This is a genomic window from uncultured Aliiroseovarius sp., from assembly GCF_947492455.1.
Taxonomy (GTDB): domain Bacteria; phylum Pseudomonadota; class Alphaproteobacteria; order Rhodobacterales; family Rhodobacteraceae; genus Aliiroseovarius.
Map to the genome: position 1 here is coordinate 255,348 of NZ_CANLNB010000003.1, position 18,031 is coordinate 273,378.

An 18,031-nucleotide genomic window follows, 5' to 3' on the forward strand; every position below is an offset into this window, starting at 1 on the left:
GTTGAACCAAGAGTAATAAGATTTCGCAAATGAATCACGAAACTTGTCACTAGGTAAGAATTAAATATGGCGCCTTTGGGGCGCATAGGTGAAAATGCATGATTCACAACCGATGCGAGAGCGCAAAAAATGGTAGCCTGCATCGACCTGAGGAGTGGATCATAATCCCAGCGACACCCACAGCACTTTCGCATCTTCTTCGCTGGTCGAAATCAGCCCGTGCCCCATCCGCGCGTCGTAATAGACGGAATCTCCGGGACCCAAGTGTAACGGCCGATAATGTTCTGTCACCAGCGTCAGTTCGCCGGACAGGACAAACATGAACTCTTCACCGTTGTGGCGCACCCAATCGTCATACTCCGAGACTTCGCGCGCGGTTACGGTCGAGATATAGGGCACCATGCTTTTCGAGGTCAGTTCGTTGCACAGCAATTCGTGCGTATAGGTCGGCGTCTTTTTGATCTCGCCCTGACCCGCGCGGGTATAGTCGCGGCGGCCCGAGATGTCCGTCTTCGCGGATTGCAGGAACAACTGTGGGGTTTCAAGTTCCAGCGTCTGCATGATGCGCCGGATGATGTCGAAGCTTGGCCGGGTCTGGTTGTTCTCGATCTTTGACAGGGTTGAACGGCCGATCCCCGCCGCCCGCGCCGTGTCTTCCAGCGTCAGCCCTTTCGCCTTCCGGGCCTCTCGAATCATAAGGCCCATCGCTTCGCCATCGGGTGCGTCCGCAGGCTCGCTGCCTGTTTGTGCAGCGCCATTCGGGTCGATTTCCATGCGGGCCTCCTGAATTTTCCCGTTGTTCCTCCGCAGCTTAGTTACTGCTCTCAGAGCTGTCAAAGTATCCCACTGCACACAAATGTTGCACTTTCCCCCGAAGTTTCCTATGAGAAACAAGAAATCCCGGATAGGAAACTATTCCACAAAATGCGCATTCATGAATGTGAACGGGAAGCGGAGGAACATATGTTTGACCTGATCGTGATCGGAGCCGGCCCAGGTGGCTATGTCGCTGCCATTCGTGCGGCTCAGTTGGGCCTGAAGGTTGCCTGTGTTGAGGGCCGTGGATCGCTGGGCGGGACGTGCCTGAATGTGGGCTGCATTCCGTCGAAGGCGCTTCTGACCTCGTCCGGTAAATATGCCGAGCTATCGCATCTGGCCGCCCACGGGATCGCGGTTGAAGGCGCTTCGCTGGATCTGGGTGCCATGATGGCGCGCAAAGATAAGGTCGTTGGCGACCTGACCAAAGGCATCGCCTTCCTGTTCAAGAAGAACGGCGTTGAGCTGATCGAGGGCTGGGCGACCATTCCCGCCGCTGGTCAGGTCAAGGTGGACGACACCATTCATGAAACAAAGAACATTCTGATTGCCACCGGCTCGGAACCGACACCGATGCCGGGCGTCGAGATTGACGAGGTGGATGTTCTCAGCTCGACCGGCGCGCTGGCGCTGGACACGGTGCCCGAGCATCTGGTCGTGATCGGCGCGGGTGTCATTGGTCTGGAACTTGGTCAGGTCTGGGCGCGTTTGGGTGCCAAGGTGACCGTTGTCGAATACCTCGATCGCATCCTGCCCGGCATTGATGGCGAGATCGCCAAGCTGGCGCAGCGGGCTCTGTCCAAGCGCGGGCTGAAATTCCAACTGGGCCGCGCTGTGAAGGCGGTTGAAGCAGGCGAGGGCGGACTGTCCCTGACCGTGGAACGCGTTGGCAAAGACACCGTCGACACGATCGAGGCCGACAAGGTTCTGGTCGCAATTGGTCGTCGCCCCGTCACCCGTGGTCTGGGGCTGGACGCACTGGGCGTCGAGGTCAACGAACGTGGCTTCATTCCGGTGGACGGCAGCTTCCAAAGCTCGGTTCCCGGCATCTATGCCATTGGCGACTGCGTGCCCGGCCCGATGCTGGCCCATAAGGCGGAAGAAGACGGTGTGGCCTGTGTGGAAGGCTTGGCCGGTCTGAAAGGCCACGTCGACTACGACAAAGTTCCGGGCGTGGTCTACACCGACCCCGAGGTCGCCTCGGTCGGAGCCACGGAAGAGGCGCTGAAAGACGCGGGCACCGACTATATCAGCGGCAAGTTTACCTTCATGGCGAACTCGCGCGCGCGCTCGACCGGGGAAACGGACGGCGCGGTCAAGGTTCTGGCCTCGCCCGACGGCGTGCTGCTGGGGGCGCATATTTGTGGTGCTCACGGTGGCGATCTGATCGCGGAACTGGTCTTGGCCATGGCGAAGGGGGCGACACTCACGGACGTGGCGGCAAGCTGTCATGCGCACCCGTCCATGGCTGAGGCCGTGAAAGAAGCCTGTCTGGACGCGCTGGGCCGCGCCATTCACGCGTAAGGGGGCGGCAATGAACCAGATCCCCCGCCTGCGTCACCCGGAAAAGGCCCACAAGCCCGACAGTGCGATCCCGCGCAAACCCAGCTGGATTCGCAAAAAGAAGATCGAAAGCGCCGAGTATTACGAGACCCGTCGCCTGATGCGGGATCATGATCTGGTCACGGTCTGCGAGGAAGCCGCATGCCCCAACGTGGGCGAATGCTGGTCCAAGCGTCATGCCACCATGATGATCATGGGCGAGATCTGCACCCGTGGGTGTAGCTTCTGCAACGTGTCGACCGGCCGCCCGGATGCGCTGGACGCGTTCGAACCGGGCCGTGTGGCGGCTGCGGTGAAGAAACTGGGGCTGCGTCATGTGGTGATCACCTCGGTCGACCGGGATGATCTGGCTGATGGCGGGGCAGGGCATATCGCCCAGACCATCCGCGCCGTGCGCCACCAGAACCCCGGCACAACGGTCGAAGTTCTGACCCCGGATTTTCTGGGCAAAGGCGACGCGGCGGACGAGGTGTTTGACGCCGCCCCCGACGTGTTCAACCACAATCTGGAAACCGTGCCGCGGCTCTATCCGACCGTGCGCCCGGGCGCGCGCTACTACCAGTCGCTGCGCCTGCTGGATGACGCCAAGCGCGCCAACCCCGGCATTTTCACCAAGTCCGGCCTGATGGTCGGTCTGGGCGAGACGATGGCCGAGGTGAAGCAGGTGATGGACGACCTGCGCGCCGCCAATGTCGATTTCCTAACCGTGGGCCAGTACCTGCAGCCCACCGCCAAACATCACAAGATCGACCGGTTCTGGACGCCGGAAGAGTTCGAAAGCCTGGAACAAGCGGCCCGCGCCAAGGGGTTCCTTGGGGTCTCGGCCACGCCGCTGACGCGGTCGTCGTTCCATGCTGACGAAGACTTTGCCGCCTTGAAACAAGCCCGCGATGGCGCGCTTGCGGCAGGGGCATAACCGAAACGCGCAGGCCCATTCCGGGCCGAAATTCACTGGGAGGAAACCATGGAAGCGTTAAACAACATCGTAGGAGCCATCAATGGCGTCGTTTGGGGGCCGCTGATGCTGGTCCTTATTCTGGGCGTAGGCTTTTTCCTGCAGGTCGGCCTGAAATTCATGCCGATCCTGAAACTGGGCAAAGGCTTTAGCCTTCTGTTCAACGGCCGTTACAGCCAAGGCGAAGGCCAGATCAGCCCGTTCAACGCGCTGATGACCTCGCTGTCGGCGACCATCGGTACGGGTAACATCGCCGGTGTGGCCACTGCTGTCTTCCTGGGCGGTCCGGGCGCATTGTTCTGGATGTGGATGACCGCCCTGGTAGGCATGGCCACCAAATACGGCGAAGCCGTTCTGGCGGTGAAATATCGCGAGCAAGACGAGCTGGGCAACTATGTTGGCGGCCCGATGTACTACATCAAGAACGGCCTGGGCGCGAAATGGGCCTGGCTGGGCGTTGCTTTTGCTCTGTTCGGCGCCATTGCAGCCTTCGGCATCGGCAACGGTGTACAGGCAAACGGTGTTGCTCAGGTGCTGGAGGCCAACTTCGGCCTGAACACCTCGGTCACTGGCGTTGTCCTGATGATCCTGACCGCAGCCGTTATTCTGGGTGGTATCACCCGCATCGGCGCGGTTGCTGGTAAGCTGGTTCCGTTCATGGCGGTTGCCTATATCATCGCGGGTCTGCTGGTTCTGCTGATCAACATCGGCAACATCGGTCACGCCCTGTCGCTGGTCTTCACCCACGCCTTCACCCCGTCGGCTGCTGAAGGTGGCTTCGCTGGTGCGGCTGTCTGGGCTGCGATCCGCTTTGGTGTGGCACGTGGTGTCTTCTCGAACGAAGCTGGTCTGGGTTCGGCCCCGATCGCACACGCTGCTGCCTCGACCAAAGGCCCGGTAAACCAGGGTCTGGTTGCTATGCTGGGGACGTTCATCGACACCATCATCGTGTGCTCGATCACCGGTCTGGCCATCATCTCGTCGGGCGCTTGGACTTCGGGCGAAAGCGGCGCGGCTCTGACCTCGCTGGCATTCGAAAACTCGCTGCCGGGTATCGGCGGCTACCTGATCGCCATCGCTCTGTCGATCTTTGCCTTCACCACCATCCTTGGCTGGTCGTTCTACGGCGAGAAATGCGTGGGCTTCCTGGCCGGTCACAAGGTTCTGCCAGTCTACCGCATCGCATGGATCGTGATGATCTATTTCGGCGCAACCGCTGATCTGGGCTTCATCTGGCTGCTGGCGGATACGCTGAACGCTATGATGGCGATCCCGAACCTGATTGCTCTGGCACTGCTCAGCCCGGTTATCTTCAAGCTGACCAAAGAGTTCTTCGCGACCAATGGCGCGTCGGAAGAAGGTGGCGCAACGCCCGCCGAATAAGTCTGATCCCGGGGGCGGCGTGGATCGCCCCCGGACCCTTAGTTCCTTTCGATAGGAGAGAGACAATGACAAGCAAGATCCTGCTGCCCATTGATCACACAGATGACCGGTCGTGGAAGAAAGCCCTGCCGTTCGCACTGGAACAGGCGAAATTCTATGGGGCCGAGCTGCACGCCGTTTCGGTCATTCCTGAAATCATCCTGCTGCCCAACCTGCCTGCCAACTATGGCGCTGGCGCCAAAGAGCACGTGTCGGACGCCGTAAAGGCGATCCTGGCCGAAGGTGGCGCAGCCGACGTTCCTGTTCACATTGAAGAGGGTAGCGTCTACCGTGAGATTCTGAAGCTCGCTCACAAAGAAGGCTTTGATCACATCATCATGTCTTCCGCGAAGGGTGACTTCCCGAATTTCGAGATCGGCCCGAACCTCGCTCGCGTCGTGCGCAATGCGCATTGCACCGTGACCGTCGTTCGCGACTGAACCAGAAACAAAACTGACAGGAGGCGCGGCCATGACCGACACCCCCAAACGCACACCGCTTTATGACCTGCATGTCGAACTTGGCGGCAAGATGGTTGATTTCGCTGGCTGGGAAATGCCCGTTCAATACCCGATGGGGATCATGGGCGAGCACAAGCACTGCCGCGAGAAAGCCGCGCTTTTTGACGTCAGCCACATGGGTCAGGTGATCCTGAAAGGCGACAACATCGGCGAGAAGCTGGAAGCCATCTGCCCGCAGGCCTATGCCACGCTGAAAGAAGGCAAGGCGCGCTATGGCTTCTTCACCAACGAAGACGGCGGCATCATGGATGACCTGATCGTCTCGAACGCCGGTGATCATTTCTTTGTCGTGGTGAACGCCTCGATGCGTCATCAGGACATCCCACACATGGCCGCCAATCTGGACGGCGTCGAAGTGACCGAGATCTTCGATCGTGCGCTGGTTGCCGTTCAAGGCCCCAAGGCCGAGGACGTGGTGGGCGAGCTTTGCCCCGCCGCACGTGACTTGACCTTCATGGAAACCACCGTTGCGGACATCAACGGTGTCGAGTGCCGCATCTCGCGTCTGGGCTATACCGGCGAGGACGGATACGAAATCTCGATCCCAGAAGCAGATGCCGAAGCCGTCGCCCGTGCCTTCTTGGCGCATGACGATTGCGAACCCGCTGGTCTGGGTGCCCGTGACAGCCTGCGTCTGGAAGCTGGCCTTTGCCTCTATGGCAACGACATCGACCAGTCGACCTCGCCGATCGAGGCAAGCCTGAGCTGGGCCATCCAGAAGCGCCGTAAAGAAGAAGGCGGCTTCCCGGGTGCCGAGCGCATCCAGCGTGAGCTGGCCGAAGGTGCCGCGAAAAAGCTGGTGGGCATCAAGCCCGAAGGCCGCGCCCCCGCTCGTCAGCACGTGGAAATCCAGTGCGCCGAAGGCAACACGATTGGCGAGATCACCTCGGGCAGTTTTGGTCCGACCGTCGGTGGCCCCGTTGCTATGGGCTATGTGGCCAAGGGTCACGGCGAGGTTGGCGAGAAAGTGAACCTTATCATTCGCGGCAAGGCCCAGCCTGCCGAAATCGTATCGCTGCCCTTCGTGCAGCAGAACTACAAACGCTAAGACAGGGGATATCCTGATATGACAACCTATTATTCTGAAGAGCACGAATGGATCACCGTAGAGGGCGACATCGCCACCATCGGCATCACCCAACACGCCGCTGACCAGCTGGGCGAAATCGTTTTCGTTGAGCAGCGCGAAGCGGGCGACGAATTCGAAAAAGGCGACGAGATCGGCGTGATCGAAAGCGTGAAAGCCGCGTCCGAAATCTACGCACCGGTTGACGGTGAAGTGGTTGAGGCCAATGGTGCACTGGAAGACACCCCCGGTGCCTTGAACGAAAACCCCGAGGGCGACGCCTGGATCTATAAGGTCAAGCTGGCAGACGCCGCGCAGCTGGAAGATCTGATGGATCTGGACGGCTACAAAGCCCTGATCGGCTAAGAACAGACCGCCCGCCGGGCAACCGGCGGGTCATATCCCCCCTGTACGAGGATCACAGCATGGCCTTCAAACTGACCGACTACGAAGCCTATGACTTCGCCAACCGCCGCCATATCGGCCCGTCTCCGACCGAGATGCGCGATATGTTGAAAGTGATCGGCTTCAAGACGCTTGATGAACTGATCGACGCAACGGTTCCGCCCGCAATCCGTCAGGAAGAGGCGCTGGACTGGGGTCCTGCCATGTCCGAGCGCGACGCGCTTTTCCACATGAAGCAGGTGGCCTCGAAGAACAAGGTTCTGACCTCGCTGATCGGGCAGGGGTATTATGGCACCACGACGCCTGCGCCCATCCTGCGCAACATTCTGGAAAACCCGGCATGGTACACGGCCTACACGCCCTACCAGCCCGAGATTTCGCAAGGCCGTCTGGAAGCCCTTCTGAACTATCAGACCATGGTCTCGGACATGACCGGTCTGGAAGTCGCCAACGCGTCGCTGCTGGACGAAGCCACCGCCGCTGCCGAAGCCATGACCATGGCGCATCGCGGCTCGCGTTCGAAAGCCAACAACGCGGCGTTCTTCGTGGACAAGAACTGTCACCCGCAGACCATCGCCGTGATCAAAACCCGCGCCGAGCCTTTGGGCATCGACGTTCAGGTTGCTGACCCCGATGCGCTGGACGCCGGCGCCGTGTTTGGTGCGATCTTCCAGTACCCGGGCACCGAAGGTCACGTGCGTGACTTCACCAAAGAAATCGAAGCCCTTCACGAGCACAAAGCGATTGCCGTGGTGGCTGCCGACATTCTGGCGCTGGCGCTGCTGAAGTCGCCGGGTGAAATGGGTGCCGACATCGCCGTGGGTTCGACCCAGCGTTTCGGTGTTCCGATGGGCTATGGTGGGCCGCACGCCGCTTACATGGCGACGACCGACAAGCTGAAGCGCGCCATGCCCGGCCGCATCATCGGTGTGTCGATCGACGCGCGTGGCAACAAAGCCTATCGTCTGGCGCTGCAAACCCGTGAACAGCACATCCGTCGCGAGAAGGCGAACTCGAACGTCTGTACCGCGCAGGCCTTGCTGGCCGTTATCGCCTCGATGTATGCTGTGTATCACGGCCCCGATGGCATCAAGGCGATTGCCCAGTCGGTGCACCGCAAGACCTCGCGCATGGCTGCGGGTCTGGAAGAGGCCGGGTTCAAGGTCGAGCCAGAAGTCTTCTTCGACACCATCACCGTCGAAGTCGGTCAGTTGCAGCAGACCGTCATGGAAGCTGCCGTTGCACGCGGTGTGAACCTGCGCAAAGTGGGCGAAACCAAAGTCGGTATCAGCCTTGACGAACAGACCCGCCCCGAAACGATCGAGGCCGTCTGGGGTGCCTTTGGCATCGATCGTAAGGATGACAGCTCGAACGTGGCATACCGCCTGCCGGACTATGCTCTGCGTGACAGCGAATACCTGACCCACCCGATCTTCCACCTGAACCGCGCTGAAGCCGAGATCACGCGTTATATGCGTCGTCTGGCCGACCGCGATCTGGCGTTGGACCGTGCGATGATCCCGCTGGGGTCGTGCACCATGAAGCTGAACGCCACGATCGAAATGATCCCGGTCACGTGGCCGGAATTCGGCAACCTGCATCCGTTCTGCCCTGAAGATCAGGCCCAAGGCTATCACGAGATGATCGCCGACCTGAACGACAAGCTGTGCCAGATCACCGGCTATGATGCGATCTCGCAGCAGCCGAACTCGGGTGCGCAGGGTGAATATGCGGGTCTTCTGACCATCCGCAACTATCACGCGTCGCGCGGTGAAGCGCATCGCAACATCTGTCTGATTCCGACCTCGGCACACGGCACCAACCCGGCGTCCGCGCAGATGGTGGGCTATAAGGTCGTGGTGGTGAAATCGGATGACGATGGCAACATCGATCTGGAGGATTTCCGCAATAAGGCGATCCAGCACTCCGATGACTTAGCGGCTTGTATGATCACCTATCCCTCGACCCACGGTGTGTTCGAAGAAACCGTGCAGGAAGTCTGCCAGATCACCCATGATCACGGCGGTCAGGTCTATATTGATGGCGCGAACATGAACGCCATGGTCGGTCTGGCCCGCCCGGGCGACGTGGGCGGCGACGTCAGCCACCTGAACCTGCACAAAACCTTCTGCATCCCGCATGGCGGGGGCGGCCCCGGCATGGGTCCGATCGGTGTGAAAGCTCACTTGGAAGAGCACCTGCCGGGTCACCCGGAATACGGCACGGCCGTTGGTCCGGTGTCGGCAGCGCCGTTTGGTTCGCCATCGATCCTGCCGGTGAGCTGGGCTTACGTCCTGCTGATGGGCGGCGCGGGTCTGACCCAAGCCACCAAGGTTGCGATCCTGAACGCCAACTACATCGCGGCACGTCTGAAAGACGGGTACAACATTCTGTACACGTCCAAGACCGGTCGTGTGGCGCACGAATGTATCCTCGACACCCGCCCGCTGGCGGACGAGGGCAACGTGACCGTGGATGACGTGGCCAAGCGTCTGGTCGACAGCGGTTTCCACGCGCCGACCATGTCGTGGCCGGTTGCTGGCACGCTGATGGTCGAGCCGACAGAATCCGAACCCAAGGCCGAGCTGGATCGCTTCTGCGACGCCATGCTGTCCATCCGCGCCGAGGCGCAGGACATCATCGACGGCAAGATCGACCCCGAAAACAACCCGCTGAAACACGCCCCCCACACGGTGCGTGACCTGGTGGGCGAATGGGATCGTCCCTACACCCGCGAGCAGGCCTGCTTCCCTCCGGGCAACTTGGGCGTGGACAAGTACTGGCCGGTCGTGAACCGCGTGGATAACGCGTATGGCGACCGCAACCTGATCTGTACCTGTCCCCCGATGGATGCCTACGAAGACGAGGCATAAGCACTTCCCCCGCCCGGTCCCAAGGTGGCCGGGCGGGGTCTCATAATGTCGTACCAGAAAACGGGATGCATCTATGAATATTCAGAACACTCTTATGGCCCCCATGAACGATCTGTCGGCCATTGGCCCCATTCAGGGGATCACCATCATCGTGCCCGATCGCAGCCATGTGGCGCTGGCCAGCGTCTTTCGCGACTTCTTCATCTCGCTTGATCAGTTCACCAATGCGGAAACGCCACGCGACGTGTCTGTCTATACGCTGGACAGCTGCCCATCGCAGGATCAGGCCTATTGGCGCAATCGCACGGTCGTGTTTTGGGCCGACTTTCACGCCCGCTGGCAGTTGGACAACAAACAACTGAACCGCGCGCATCAGCTTCTGCGCCTCAGCCGTCAATGCGTGCTGGTGGGTGGCGGCGTGTTCGTTCTGTGCAAGTCTGTCTTTGCTAGCCGCACCGCCTTGGCCGTGCATTCGAACCTGCGTTTCGTCGCCGAGGAAGAGGGGCTGTTCTGCATCGACACCGGCGCGCCTTTTGCCATTGATGGCCGCATCTGCAGCGCCACCAGCATCTTTGCCGCCCTGCGCCTGTTCCTGAAACTTCTAGAAGCGGAAATGGGTGGGTTCTCGGCCGCCACCTTCGGCGATTATGTCGGGCTTGAAGTCTCGGGCGAGCCATTCCACGGCAAGCAAGAGCATATTATCAAACGCTATTCCGGCGGTGACCGGATCATCGGAGACTGCGTGGCCGTGATGCTGGAGCATCTGGAGAACACCCTGTCGATCGTCCAGATCGCGCGGATCATGAACGTGTCGTCACGCCAATTGCAGCGTCGTTTTGCCACCCAGTTGGGGGTTAGCCCGCTGACCATCTATCGTAGCCTGCGCCTGGAACGGGCCAGCCAGCTGGTGCAGCAGACCAGCTATTCCATGCACGAGATTGCGGCGGCAACCGGCTTCGGTACACGCTCCAGCCTTGTGCGGTCGTTCAAGAAGCAGTTTGGCATGTCGCCCACGGATGCCCGCGCGAAGATGTTCTAAGGCTTAGACCGCTTCGGAACAGGCCTTCACCAGCTCGGCCACTCGTTCAGCGTTGTCTGTCGCAACGGATCCGTCCGCGTGTTGGCGTGAGTTCTCGAACCCGATCCGGCACTTTCCACCCGCCTGCACCGCGCGGACAAGGGCGGGGGTTTCGCCCGGACCGAAGGCGCAGACGGCCCAGTCGGGTGACAGGCCGGTTTGCTTCAGCCAATCGAGAAACGGATCCAGCTCTTTCGGATCGGATTTCTGCCCTACCGCATAGCGCCCCAATACGAAGATCAGTTGCAGCTCAGGTGCGGTCAGAAGCTTCTCTTCCAGCACGTGGGTCAGAAGTTCGGCGTCCTCCACGTCATAGAGGATGTGCTGCACGGCAAAGCCGCGCTTATGGCAGTCGTTGTAGAACGCGCGCGTCACATCGTGATCGTCCCGGCACAGTTCGCGGATCGAAGCCGAGACCATATCAGCCCCTGAATTCAATGCGATATGCCGTTGATGGGCGGGGTCATACATCCCGACAGCCTCGGTCGTGATTTGCACCGGGAAGCCGGGCATTTCAGCGCGAAAAAGGGTCAGCGCATCTGCATAGGCGGCAGCGTCCAGAAGGTGCTTCCCGTCCTGATCCCGCAGATGAAGATGCAGCCCATCCACGCCCAGCGCCTGACAGGCTTGCGTGGTTGCCAAGATCTCGGCTGCGGTCATCGGCAGGGCAGGGTGGTCGGCTTTGGTCAAGCGCGCCCCGTTCGGGGCGAGCATGATCTTGGGAAGCGGTGTCACAGAACCTGCTCCAACGATTTGGACAGCTTGCCGACCAGCTCGTCGATCTGATCGTCCGAGATGATGAAGGGTGGGGCCAGAAGCACGTGATCGCCGTGCTGACCGTCAATCGTACCGCTCATCGGATAGCAGATTAGGCCGTTCGCGAAGGCCTGCTTTTTCAGGCGGCCGGCGATGCCGCGGGACGGATCGAACGGCGCTTTGCTGTCGCGGTTCGCCACGATCTCCAGCCCACGAAACATGCCGCGACCGCGGATGTCACCGATATGCGGGTGCTGGCCGAACTCGGCGTGCAGCGCATCATTCAGACGCGTACCCATCTTGGCTGCGCGTGCAACCATGCCACCTTCGGTCAGTTTGCGCACAACCGCATCTGCGGCGGCAGAGGCTACCGGGTGCCCGATATAGGTGTGCCCATGCTGAAAGAACCCGCTGCCCTGTGCAATCGCGTCATAGATCGCGCCCGTGCACAGCATCGCACCAATCGGCTGATAGCCCGCGCCAAGCCCCTTTGCGATGGTGATGATGTCGGGCGAAATCTTGTCTTGCTCGCAGGCAAACAGGGTGCCGGTGCGGCCCATGCCGCACATGACCTCGTCCAAGATCAGCAGAATGCCGTACTGATCGCAAATCTCGCGGATGCGTTTGAAATAGCCTTTGACGGCGGGCACGGCGCCTGCGGTGGCCCCGACCACGGGTTCCGCAAGGAAGCCGATCACCGTCTTGGGCCCGACACGCAGGATTTCCTCTTCCAGCGCATTCGCGGCGCGTAGGCCGTATTCCTCTTCGGTCTCGCCCTCTTGACGCAGGCGGTATTCATAGCAGGGATCGATATGGCTGGCTGACATCATCAGCGGGTCAAACGGCTCGCGCCGCCACATGTTGCCACCGGTCCCCAACGCACCCAGCGTGTTGCCGTGATAGCTTTGCTTGCGGGCGATGAAACGGGTGCGTTGGGGCTGCCCGGTTTCGATCATGTACTGACGCGAAAGCTTCAGCGCTGCCTCGACGGCTTCCGAACCGCCAGAGACCAAATAGACGCGCTCGATTCCCTCGGGCGCATGCGCGATCAGGCGGTCGGCGAGTGATTCTGCCGGCTCTGACGTCAGGAATCCGGTGTGCGCGAAGCTGAGTCTGTCGATCTGATCATGCATGGCTTTGGCCACGTCAGGGTCCGAATGCCCAAGGCAGGACACCGCCGCACCACCGGACCCATCAAGGTATCTTTTCCCTTCGGAATCAATGAGGTAGATGCCGTCTCCGCGGGTTGCGACAGGTGGGGCTGATTTGCAGTGACGCGGGAAAATATGTGACATGGGGATCCCTTGCATGTCCCGTTGAACCTGTTGCCATTGAAACAAATGAATCGAGAATTGACAATAGGTGAAACAAAAGGAACACTGAGCCTTGTCCAAACAGGGAGACACTGGACGTGAGCGCAAGTGAGAGCTTCGAAAAGAGGCTGGCAGTGGCCTATGGTGATTTAAGCGGTGCCTTGCGCGCAGCTGCCGATTACCTTGTGGCCAACCCGCTGGATGCCGTGTCGCGTCCACTGCGCACCGTGTCCGCGCAGACCGGCGTGTCGCCCGCCACATTCTCGCGTCTGGCCAGGGCCTTGGACTATGCCAGCTTTGACGAGCTGCGGGACGAGATGCGCGACAAGATCGACCGCAAAGTGAACAATTTCGCGGATCGGGCTGGGCAGCTTCAAAAAGCGCATGGCGACGGGAAATCTGACTTCGTTCAGGCCCATTTCGCCGCATGCGAGAACAACCTGAGGCAGACGATGGCTGGGTTGGATCCGGCGGCGATTCGTGACGTGGCCGACCGTTTGGCGGCGTCCCGGAAGGTGCTTCTTTTGGGGGCGTTGGGGTCCACCGGGGTCGTGGAATACCTGTCTTATATGGCGAATTTCTGCGCAGATAACTGGATTCTCGCCAATCGGATGGGGGCTTCCCTAGGGGGAGCCTTGTCAGGGCTCGATGAACGTGATGCACTACTTATAGTTACCAAGCCGCCATTTGCTGTCTCAGTGATCAAGGCAGCCAGGCTTGCACGTGAGTTAGGGGTTTATGTCGTGGTGATCACCGATACGCATACGTGTCCAGCGTTGGAATTTGCGTCGGCAGGGTTCTCTGTGTCGACCGATAGCCCTCATTTCTTTTCGTCCTACGTGTCGACGATGTTCCTTCTGGAAACCATCGTCGGAATGGTGGTCGGGCGCGCAGGCGTCGCGGCTCAGGAACGGATTGCTGAAGTCGAGCTTCACAACCGCCAACTGGCGGAAGTGTGGAGCGAATAAACAAACATCAAAACAAGGGAGAAATCTGATGTTTAAAGGGTTCAAGATTGCATTTGCAGGGGTTGCTGCCACCGCAGTGATGGCGCCTGCTGCCTTTGCCGAGGAATTCATCACCATCGGTACCGGCGGCGTGACCGGCGTGTACTACCCGACCGGTGGCGCGATCTGCCGTCTGGTCAACAAAGGCCGCAAAGACCACGGCGTACGCTGCTCGGTCGAGTCGACCGGTGGTTCGGTCTACAACATCAACACCATTCGCGAAGGCGAGCTGGAATTTGGTGTGGCCCAGTCGGACTGGCAGTACCACGCCTATAACGGCACCTCGAAGTTCGAAGATGCTGGTGCTTTTGAAGGCCTGCGCGCGGTATTCTCGGTCCACCCCGAGCCCTTCACCGTCGTGGCCCGTGCCGACAGCGGCATCAAGACCTTCGCCGACCTGAAAGGTAAGCGCGTCAACATCGGCAACCCCGGTTCCGGTCAGCGCGGCACCATGGAAGTTCTGCTGGAAGCCTTGGGCTGGACCACCGATGACTTCGCTCTGGCAACCGAGCTGAAGGCTTCGGAACAGTCGGCAGCTCTGTGCGACAACCAGATCGACGCAATGGTCTACACCGTTGGTCACCCCTCGGGTTCGATCCAGGAAGCCACCACGGCTTGTGACTCGGTACTGGTCGAAGTCTCGGGCGAGGCTGTAGACAAGCTGGTCGCCGATAACTCGTTCTACCGGACCGCCACCATTCCGGGCGGCATGTACCGTGGCAACGATGCTGACACGGCCACCTTCGGTGTGGGCGCAACCTTCGTCAGCTCGGACGCCGTGTCGGAAGACGCTGTCTATGCCGTTGTGTCGTCGGTCATGAACAACATCGAAGACTTCAAAGGTCTGCACCCGGCGTTCGCCAACCTTGACCCCAAGGAAATGGCAACCGCCGGTCTGTCGGCTCCGCTGCACCCGGGTGCTGCGAAGTATTATAAAGAGGCTGGAATTATCGAGTAAGCGGTCACCCGTAAGCCTTTTGATCGGGGGGCGGCCCTGCGTCCCCCGATCGTTTGACCCGGCAGAAGATCGGGCATGTTTTCAAAAGTAAACAAGTGCGGTCGCAAGCTGGCCGAGGGAGAAACAAAATGTCCACGAAAGAGGAACGCGCGCTTAGCGAAGAAGAGCTTCAAGAGCTCGTCGCCGCCAGCGACACCGGTGCGCGAAACCCACAGGGCGCGGTCGGGCTGATGATTGCCGCCGTTGCGCTGATTTGGTCGATTTTTCAGGTGCTTCTGGCGTCGCCAGTTGCGCCTTATGTTCTGCCTGGCGATCTGATTAACAACTCTCGCCAGTTCCATTTGGCGTTTGCTGTTTTCCTGGCCGCGATGGCCTATCCTTTGTTCAAGTCCAGCCCGCGCAACTACATCCCGTGGTATGACTGGGTGCTTGGAGTCGGCGGCGCGTTCTTGGCGCTCTACGGCTATTTCTTCTACGACAAGATCGTGGCGAATGGTGGTCTGGCCGATCAATCGGACGCGTATTTTGCCGTAGCGGGTCTGACCTTCCTGTTCATCGCCGCCTATCGCACCCTTGGGCCCGTCATGGTGGCCTTGGCGATTGTCTTCCTTTTCTACGTCTTCTTCGGATCGTCCGAAGTGGTCCCCGACCAGATCCGTTGGGCCGGTGCGTCACTGCGTAAAGCGATGAGCCATATGTGGATCACCTCGGAAGGGGTGTTTGGCATCGCGCTGGGCGTGTCCACCAAGTTCGTCTTCCTGTTCGTGCTGTTCGGCGCGCTTCTGGACCGTGCGGGCGCGGGCAACTACTTCATCAAGATGGCGTTTGGCGCCCTTGGCCACCTGCGTGGCGGCCCTGCGAAAGCGGCGGTTGTCGGCTCGGCAGCTACCGGCCTGATCTCGGGCTCGTCGATTGCGAACGTTGTGACCACTGGCACCTTCACCATCCCGTTGATGAAACGCGTTGGCTTCTCGGCGGAAAAGGCGGGCTCGGTCGAGGTTGCCTCGTCCGTGAACGGTCAGATCATGCCGCCCGTCATGGGTGCCGCGGCCTTCCTGATGGTGGAATATGTGGGTATCTCGTATGTCGAGGTCATCACCCACGCCTTCCTGCCTGCGATCATTTCCTACATCGCGCTGGTCTACATCGTGCATCTGGAAGCGGTGAAAAACAAAATGCCGACCATCGGCAACAAGGTCGTGTCGATGGGCAAAACCATCGGCGGGATGTTCGTCTTTTTCGCGGGCTTTGCGGCTCTGTGCTACGCCACGCAATACCCGGTGGGGTGGATCGTGTCTCTGTTCCCGGAGGGCTCGGGCTGGATCCTGTCGATCCTTCTGTTCGTGATCTATGTGGCGCTGATCTATCTGGCCGCACAGGTGCCGGATCTGGAACCCGATGACCCCAACGCTGAAGTGGTCGAGCTGCCGGACGTGGCAAAGATCTATAAATCGGGTCTCTATTACCTGCTGCCGATCATCGTGCTGGTCTACTTCCTGATGATCGAGCGTAAATCGCCCGGCCTGTCGGCTTTCTGGGCGACCTTCCTGCTGTTCGGCATCCTGCTGACCCAAAAGGCGCTTAAGGCGCTGTTCCGGGGCGAAGACAACCCGATCTCGCGTCTGCGTGACGGTGTGATGGACTTGGTCGAAGGTATGATCGACGGTGCGCGCAACATGATTGGCATCGGTCTGGCCACCGCTACTGCGGGCATCATCGTGGGTACCGTATCGCTGACCGGGATCGGTCAGGTGATGGCGGACTTTGTCGAGTTCCTGTCGGGCGGCAACCTGATCCTGATGCTGGTCTTCGTGGCAATACTGTCGCTGATCCTTGGCATGGGCCTGCCGACCACGGCGAACTATATCGTTGTGTCCTCGCTGATGGTGGGCGTAGTTGTGGAACTGGGCGCGCAGTCCGGCCTTGTTGTGCCGCTGATCGCTGTTCACCTCTTTGTCTTCTATTTCGGGATCATGGCGGATGTGACGCCCCCCGTGGGGTTGGCAAGTTTCGCGGCTGCAGCTGTGTCGGGTGGTGACGCTATCCGCACTGGGTTCACCGCGTTCTTCTATTCACTCCGCACGGTGGCCCTGCCGTTCGTCTTCATCTTCAACACAGATCTTCTGTTGATTGATGTGACGATCACACAAGGGGTTATCGTCTTCGTTGTGGCGACCATCGGGATCCTTGTCTTCACGGCGGGTACGATGGGCTTCTTCCTGACGAAATCCCGCATCTGGGAAACGGTTGCCCTTCTGGTGGTGGCCTTCGCGCTGTTCCGTCCGGGCTTCTTCATGAACCAGATCCAGCCGCCGTTCTCGGAGATTGCACCGGCGCAGATCGAGCAAGCGATTGGTGATGCCAACGCGGGTGACACGCTGCGCGTGGTGATCTCGGGGCCGGACTTTGACACGCTCGAGGTCAAGGACCTGACTGTGGTGCTGGACGTGCCCGAAGCCGAGGGCGGCGCGGCCCGTCTGGACGCAGCAGGGATCATGCTGATGCCGGAAGGCGACGTGATGCGGATTGACGAACCGATGTTTGGCACGCCGCTGTCCGACAAGCTGTCGACCTTCGATTTCTACGGGGATGATCCTGTGCAGATCTCGGCGGTGCAGGCTCCCTCGAACCAGTTGCCGAAAGAGCTGATCTTCATCCCGGCACTGCTGCTGCTTGGTCTAGTGGCCTTCCTGCAGTCGCGTCGCGCCAAGGAAGAAGAGATCATGGAAGGAGAAACGGCATGACCCAGACCATTCTATGTGCAGTCGACATCAACCGTGCTGATGCGGAGAATTCCGTTCTGAAGACTGCGGCCGAACTGGCCGAAATGCGGGGTGCGCAGCTTGATGTGATCACCGTCGTGCCGGATTTCGGCATGTCGGTGGTGGGTGCCTATTTTCAGGACCACCATGTCAAGTCAGCGCAAACCGACGCGAGCGACCTTTTGAAAAAGATGACGGCGAAGACTTTGGGTGCAGAGGCTGACGCCAAGTTGCGTCACATTGTGGCCGTCGGCTCGGTCTATGAAGAGGTCTTGCGCGCCGCCGAGCTTGGCAACGCCGATCTGATCGTCCTTGGCGCGCATCGCCCGGACCTGAAGGATTACCTTCTGGGGCCGAACGCAGCGCGAGTGGTGCGCCACTCGACCTGCTCGGTCTATGTGGTGCGTGGGTAAGCTTGCGCAATAAAGGCTATTGAAACGGGCGCGGCGCGGGCTGCGCCCGTTTTCTGTTGGGCTTTCCCTTCTTGGGGCGTGCTTCTACAAAGGGCGCAGGTTTACGCAAGATAAAGGTCAGCA

The 18,031-nt window shown here is 60.0% G+C and carries 15 protein-coding genes; 12 read left to right on the forward strand and 3 right to left on the reverse strand.

The genetic code is table 11. The features are described 5' to 3' along the window. Nucleotides 1–159 precede the first annotated feature (159 nt). On the reverse strand, nt 160–774 hold the full coding sequence (locus Q0677_RS07970) for an XRE family transcriptional regulator (protein WP_298908149.1): 615 nt from the start codon (nt 772–774) through the stop codon (nt 160–162). 189 nt (nt 775–963) lie between these two features. Between Q0677_RS07970 and lpdA the strand changes: the two genes are divergently transcribed. From lpdA to Q0677_RS08010, 8 genes are all read left to right on the forward strand, one after another. Further along, nucleotides 964–2,340 carry a dihydrolipoyl dehydrogenase gene (gene lpdA, locus Q0677_RS07975; protein WP_298908152.1) on the forward strand — a complete coding sequence of 459 codons (1,377 nt, stop codon included), beginning with the start codon at nt 964–966 and terminating at the stop codon, nt 2,338–2,340. A gap of 10 nt (nt 2,341–2,350) precedes the next feature. Beyond that, on the forward strand, nt 2,351–3,295 hold the full coding sequence (gene lipA, locus Q0677_RS07980; protein ID WP_298908155.1) for a lipoyl synthase: 945 nt from the start codon (nt 2,351–2,353) through the stop codon (nt 3,293–3,295). Nucleotides 3,296–3,343: 48 nt separating this feature from the next. Further along, on the forward strand, nt 3,344–4,717 hold the full coding sequence (locus Q0677_RS07985; protein ID WP_298908158.1) for a sodium:alanine symporter family protein: 1,374 nt from the start codon (nt 3,344–3,346) through the stop codon (nt 4,715–4,717). Between the two features lie 65 nt (nt 4,718–4,782). Next, the gene (locus Q0677_RS07990; RefSeq protein ID WP_298908161.1) at nt 4,783–5,196 is read left to right on the forward strand and encodes a universal stress protein; all 414 of its coding nucleotides are present in this window, start codon (nt 4,783–4,785) and stop codon (nt 5,194–5,196) included. 31 nt (nt 5,197–5,227) lie between these two features. Beyond that, nucleotides 5,228–6,325 (forward strand): glycine cleavage system aminomethyltransferase GcvT, encoded by a 1,098-nt coding sequence (gene gcvT / locus Q0677_RS07995; RefSeq protein ID WP_298908162.1) that lies wholly within the window; start codon nt 5,228–5,230, stop codon nt 6,323–6,325. Nucleotides 6,326–6,343: 18 nt separating this feature from the next. After that, nucleotides 6,344–6,709 (forward strand): glycine cleavage system protein GcvH, encoded by a 366-nt coding sequence (gene gcvH, locus Q0677_RS08000; RefSeq protein ID WP_298908165.1) that lies wholly within the window; start codon nt 6,344–6,346, stop codon nt 6,707–6,709. A 59-nt stretch (nt 6,710–6,768) separates the two neighbouring features. Continuing rightward, complete coding sequence (gene gcvP, locus Q0677_RS08005; RefSeq protein ID WP_298908168.1) at nt 6,769–9,621, forward strand: aminomethyl-transferring glycine dehydrogenase; 2,853 nt, start codon at nt 6,769–6,771, stop codon at nt 9,619–9,621. Nucleotides 9,622–9,694: 73 nt separating this feature from the next. After that, nucleotides 9,695–10,660, forward strand: a complete 966-nt coding sequence (locus Q0677_RS08010; RefSeq protein ID WP_298908170.1) for a helix-turn-helix domain-containing protein — start codon at nt 9,695–9,697, stop codon at nt 10,658–10,660. 3 nt (nt 10,661–10,663) lie between these two features. Here Q0677_RS08010 and Q0677_RS08015 read toward each other — a convergent pair whose 3' ends face one another. Next, nucleotides 10,664–11,434, reverse strand: a complete 771-nt coding sequence (locus Q0677_RS08015; protein WP_298908172.1) for a 3-keto-5-aminohexanoate cleavage protein — start codon at nt 11,432–11,434, stop codon at nt 10,664–10,666. After that, nucleotides 11,431–12,750, reverse strand: coding sequence for an aspartate aminotransferase family protein (locus Q0677_RS08020; RefSeq protein ID WP_298908174.1), 1,320 nt, complete (start codon nt 12,748–12,750; stop codon nt 11,431–11,433). The genes Q0677_RS08015 and Q0677_RS08020 overlap by 4 nt, the downstream gene beginning before the upstream one ends. 116 nt (nt 12,751–12,866) lie before the next feature. On the opposite strand from Q0677_RS08020, the gene Q0677_RS08025 reads away from it, so the two are divergent. The 4 genes from Q0677_RS08025 (at nt 12,867) to Q0677_RS08040 (ending at nt 17,908) form a co-directional block, all read left to right on the forward strand. Beyond that, complete coding sequence (locus tag Q0677_RS08025) at nt 12,867–13,736, forward strand: MurR/RpiR family transcriptional regulator (protein ID WP_298908176.1); 870 nt, start codon at nt 12,867–12,869, stop codon at nt 13,734–13,736. A 28-nt stretch (nt 13,737–13,764) separates the two neighbouring features. Continuing rightward, nucleotides 13,765–14,733, forward strand: coding sequence for a TAXI family TRAP transporter solute-binding subunit (locus Q0677_RS08030; RefSeq protein ID WP_298908179.1), 969 nt, complete (start codon nt 13,765–13,767; stop codon nt 14,731–14,733). A gap of 128 nt (nt 14,734–14,861) precedes the next feature. Next, the gene (locus Q0677_RS08035) at nt 14,862–17,477 is read left to right on the forward strand and encodes a TRAP transporter permease (protein ID WP_298908182.1); all 2,616 of its coding nucleotides are present in this window, start codon (nt 14,862–14,864) and stop codon (nt 17,475–17,477) included. Next, nucleotides 17,474–17,908: a universal stress protein gene (locus Q0677_RS08040; protein ID WP_298908186.1), complete on the forward strand. Its 435-nt coding sequence runs from the start codon at nt 17,474–17,476 to the stop codon at nt 17,906–17,908. The genes Q0677_RS08035 and Q0677_RS08040 overlap by 4 nt, the downstream gene beginning before the upstream one ends. Nucleotides 17,909–18,031: the final 123 nt, after the last annotated feature.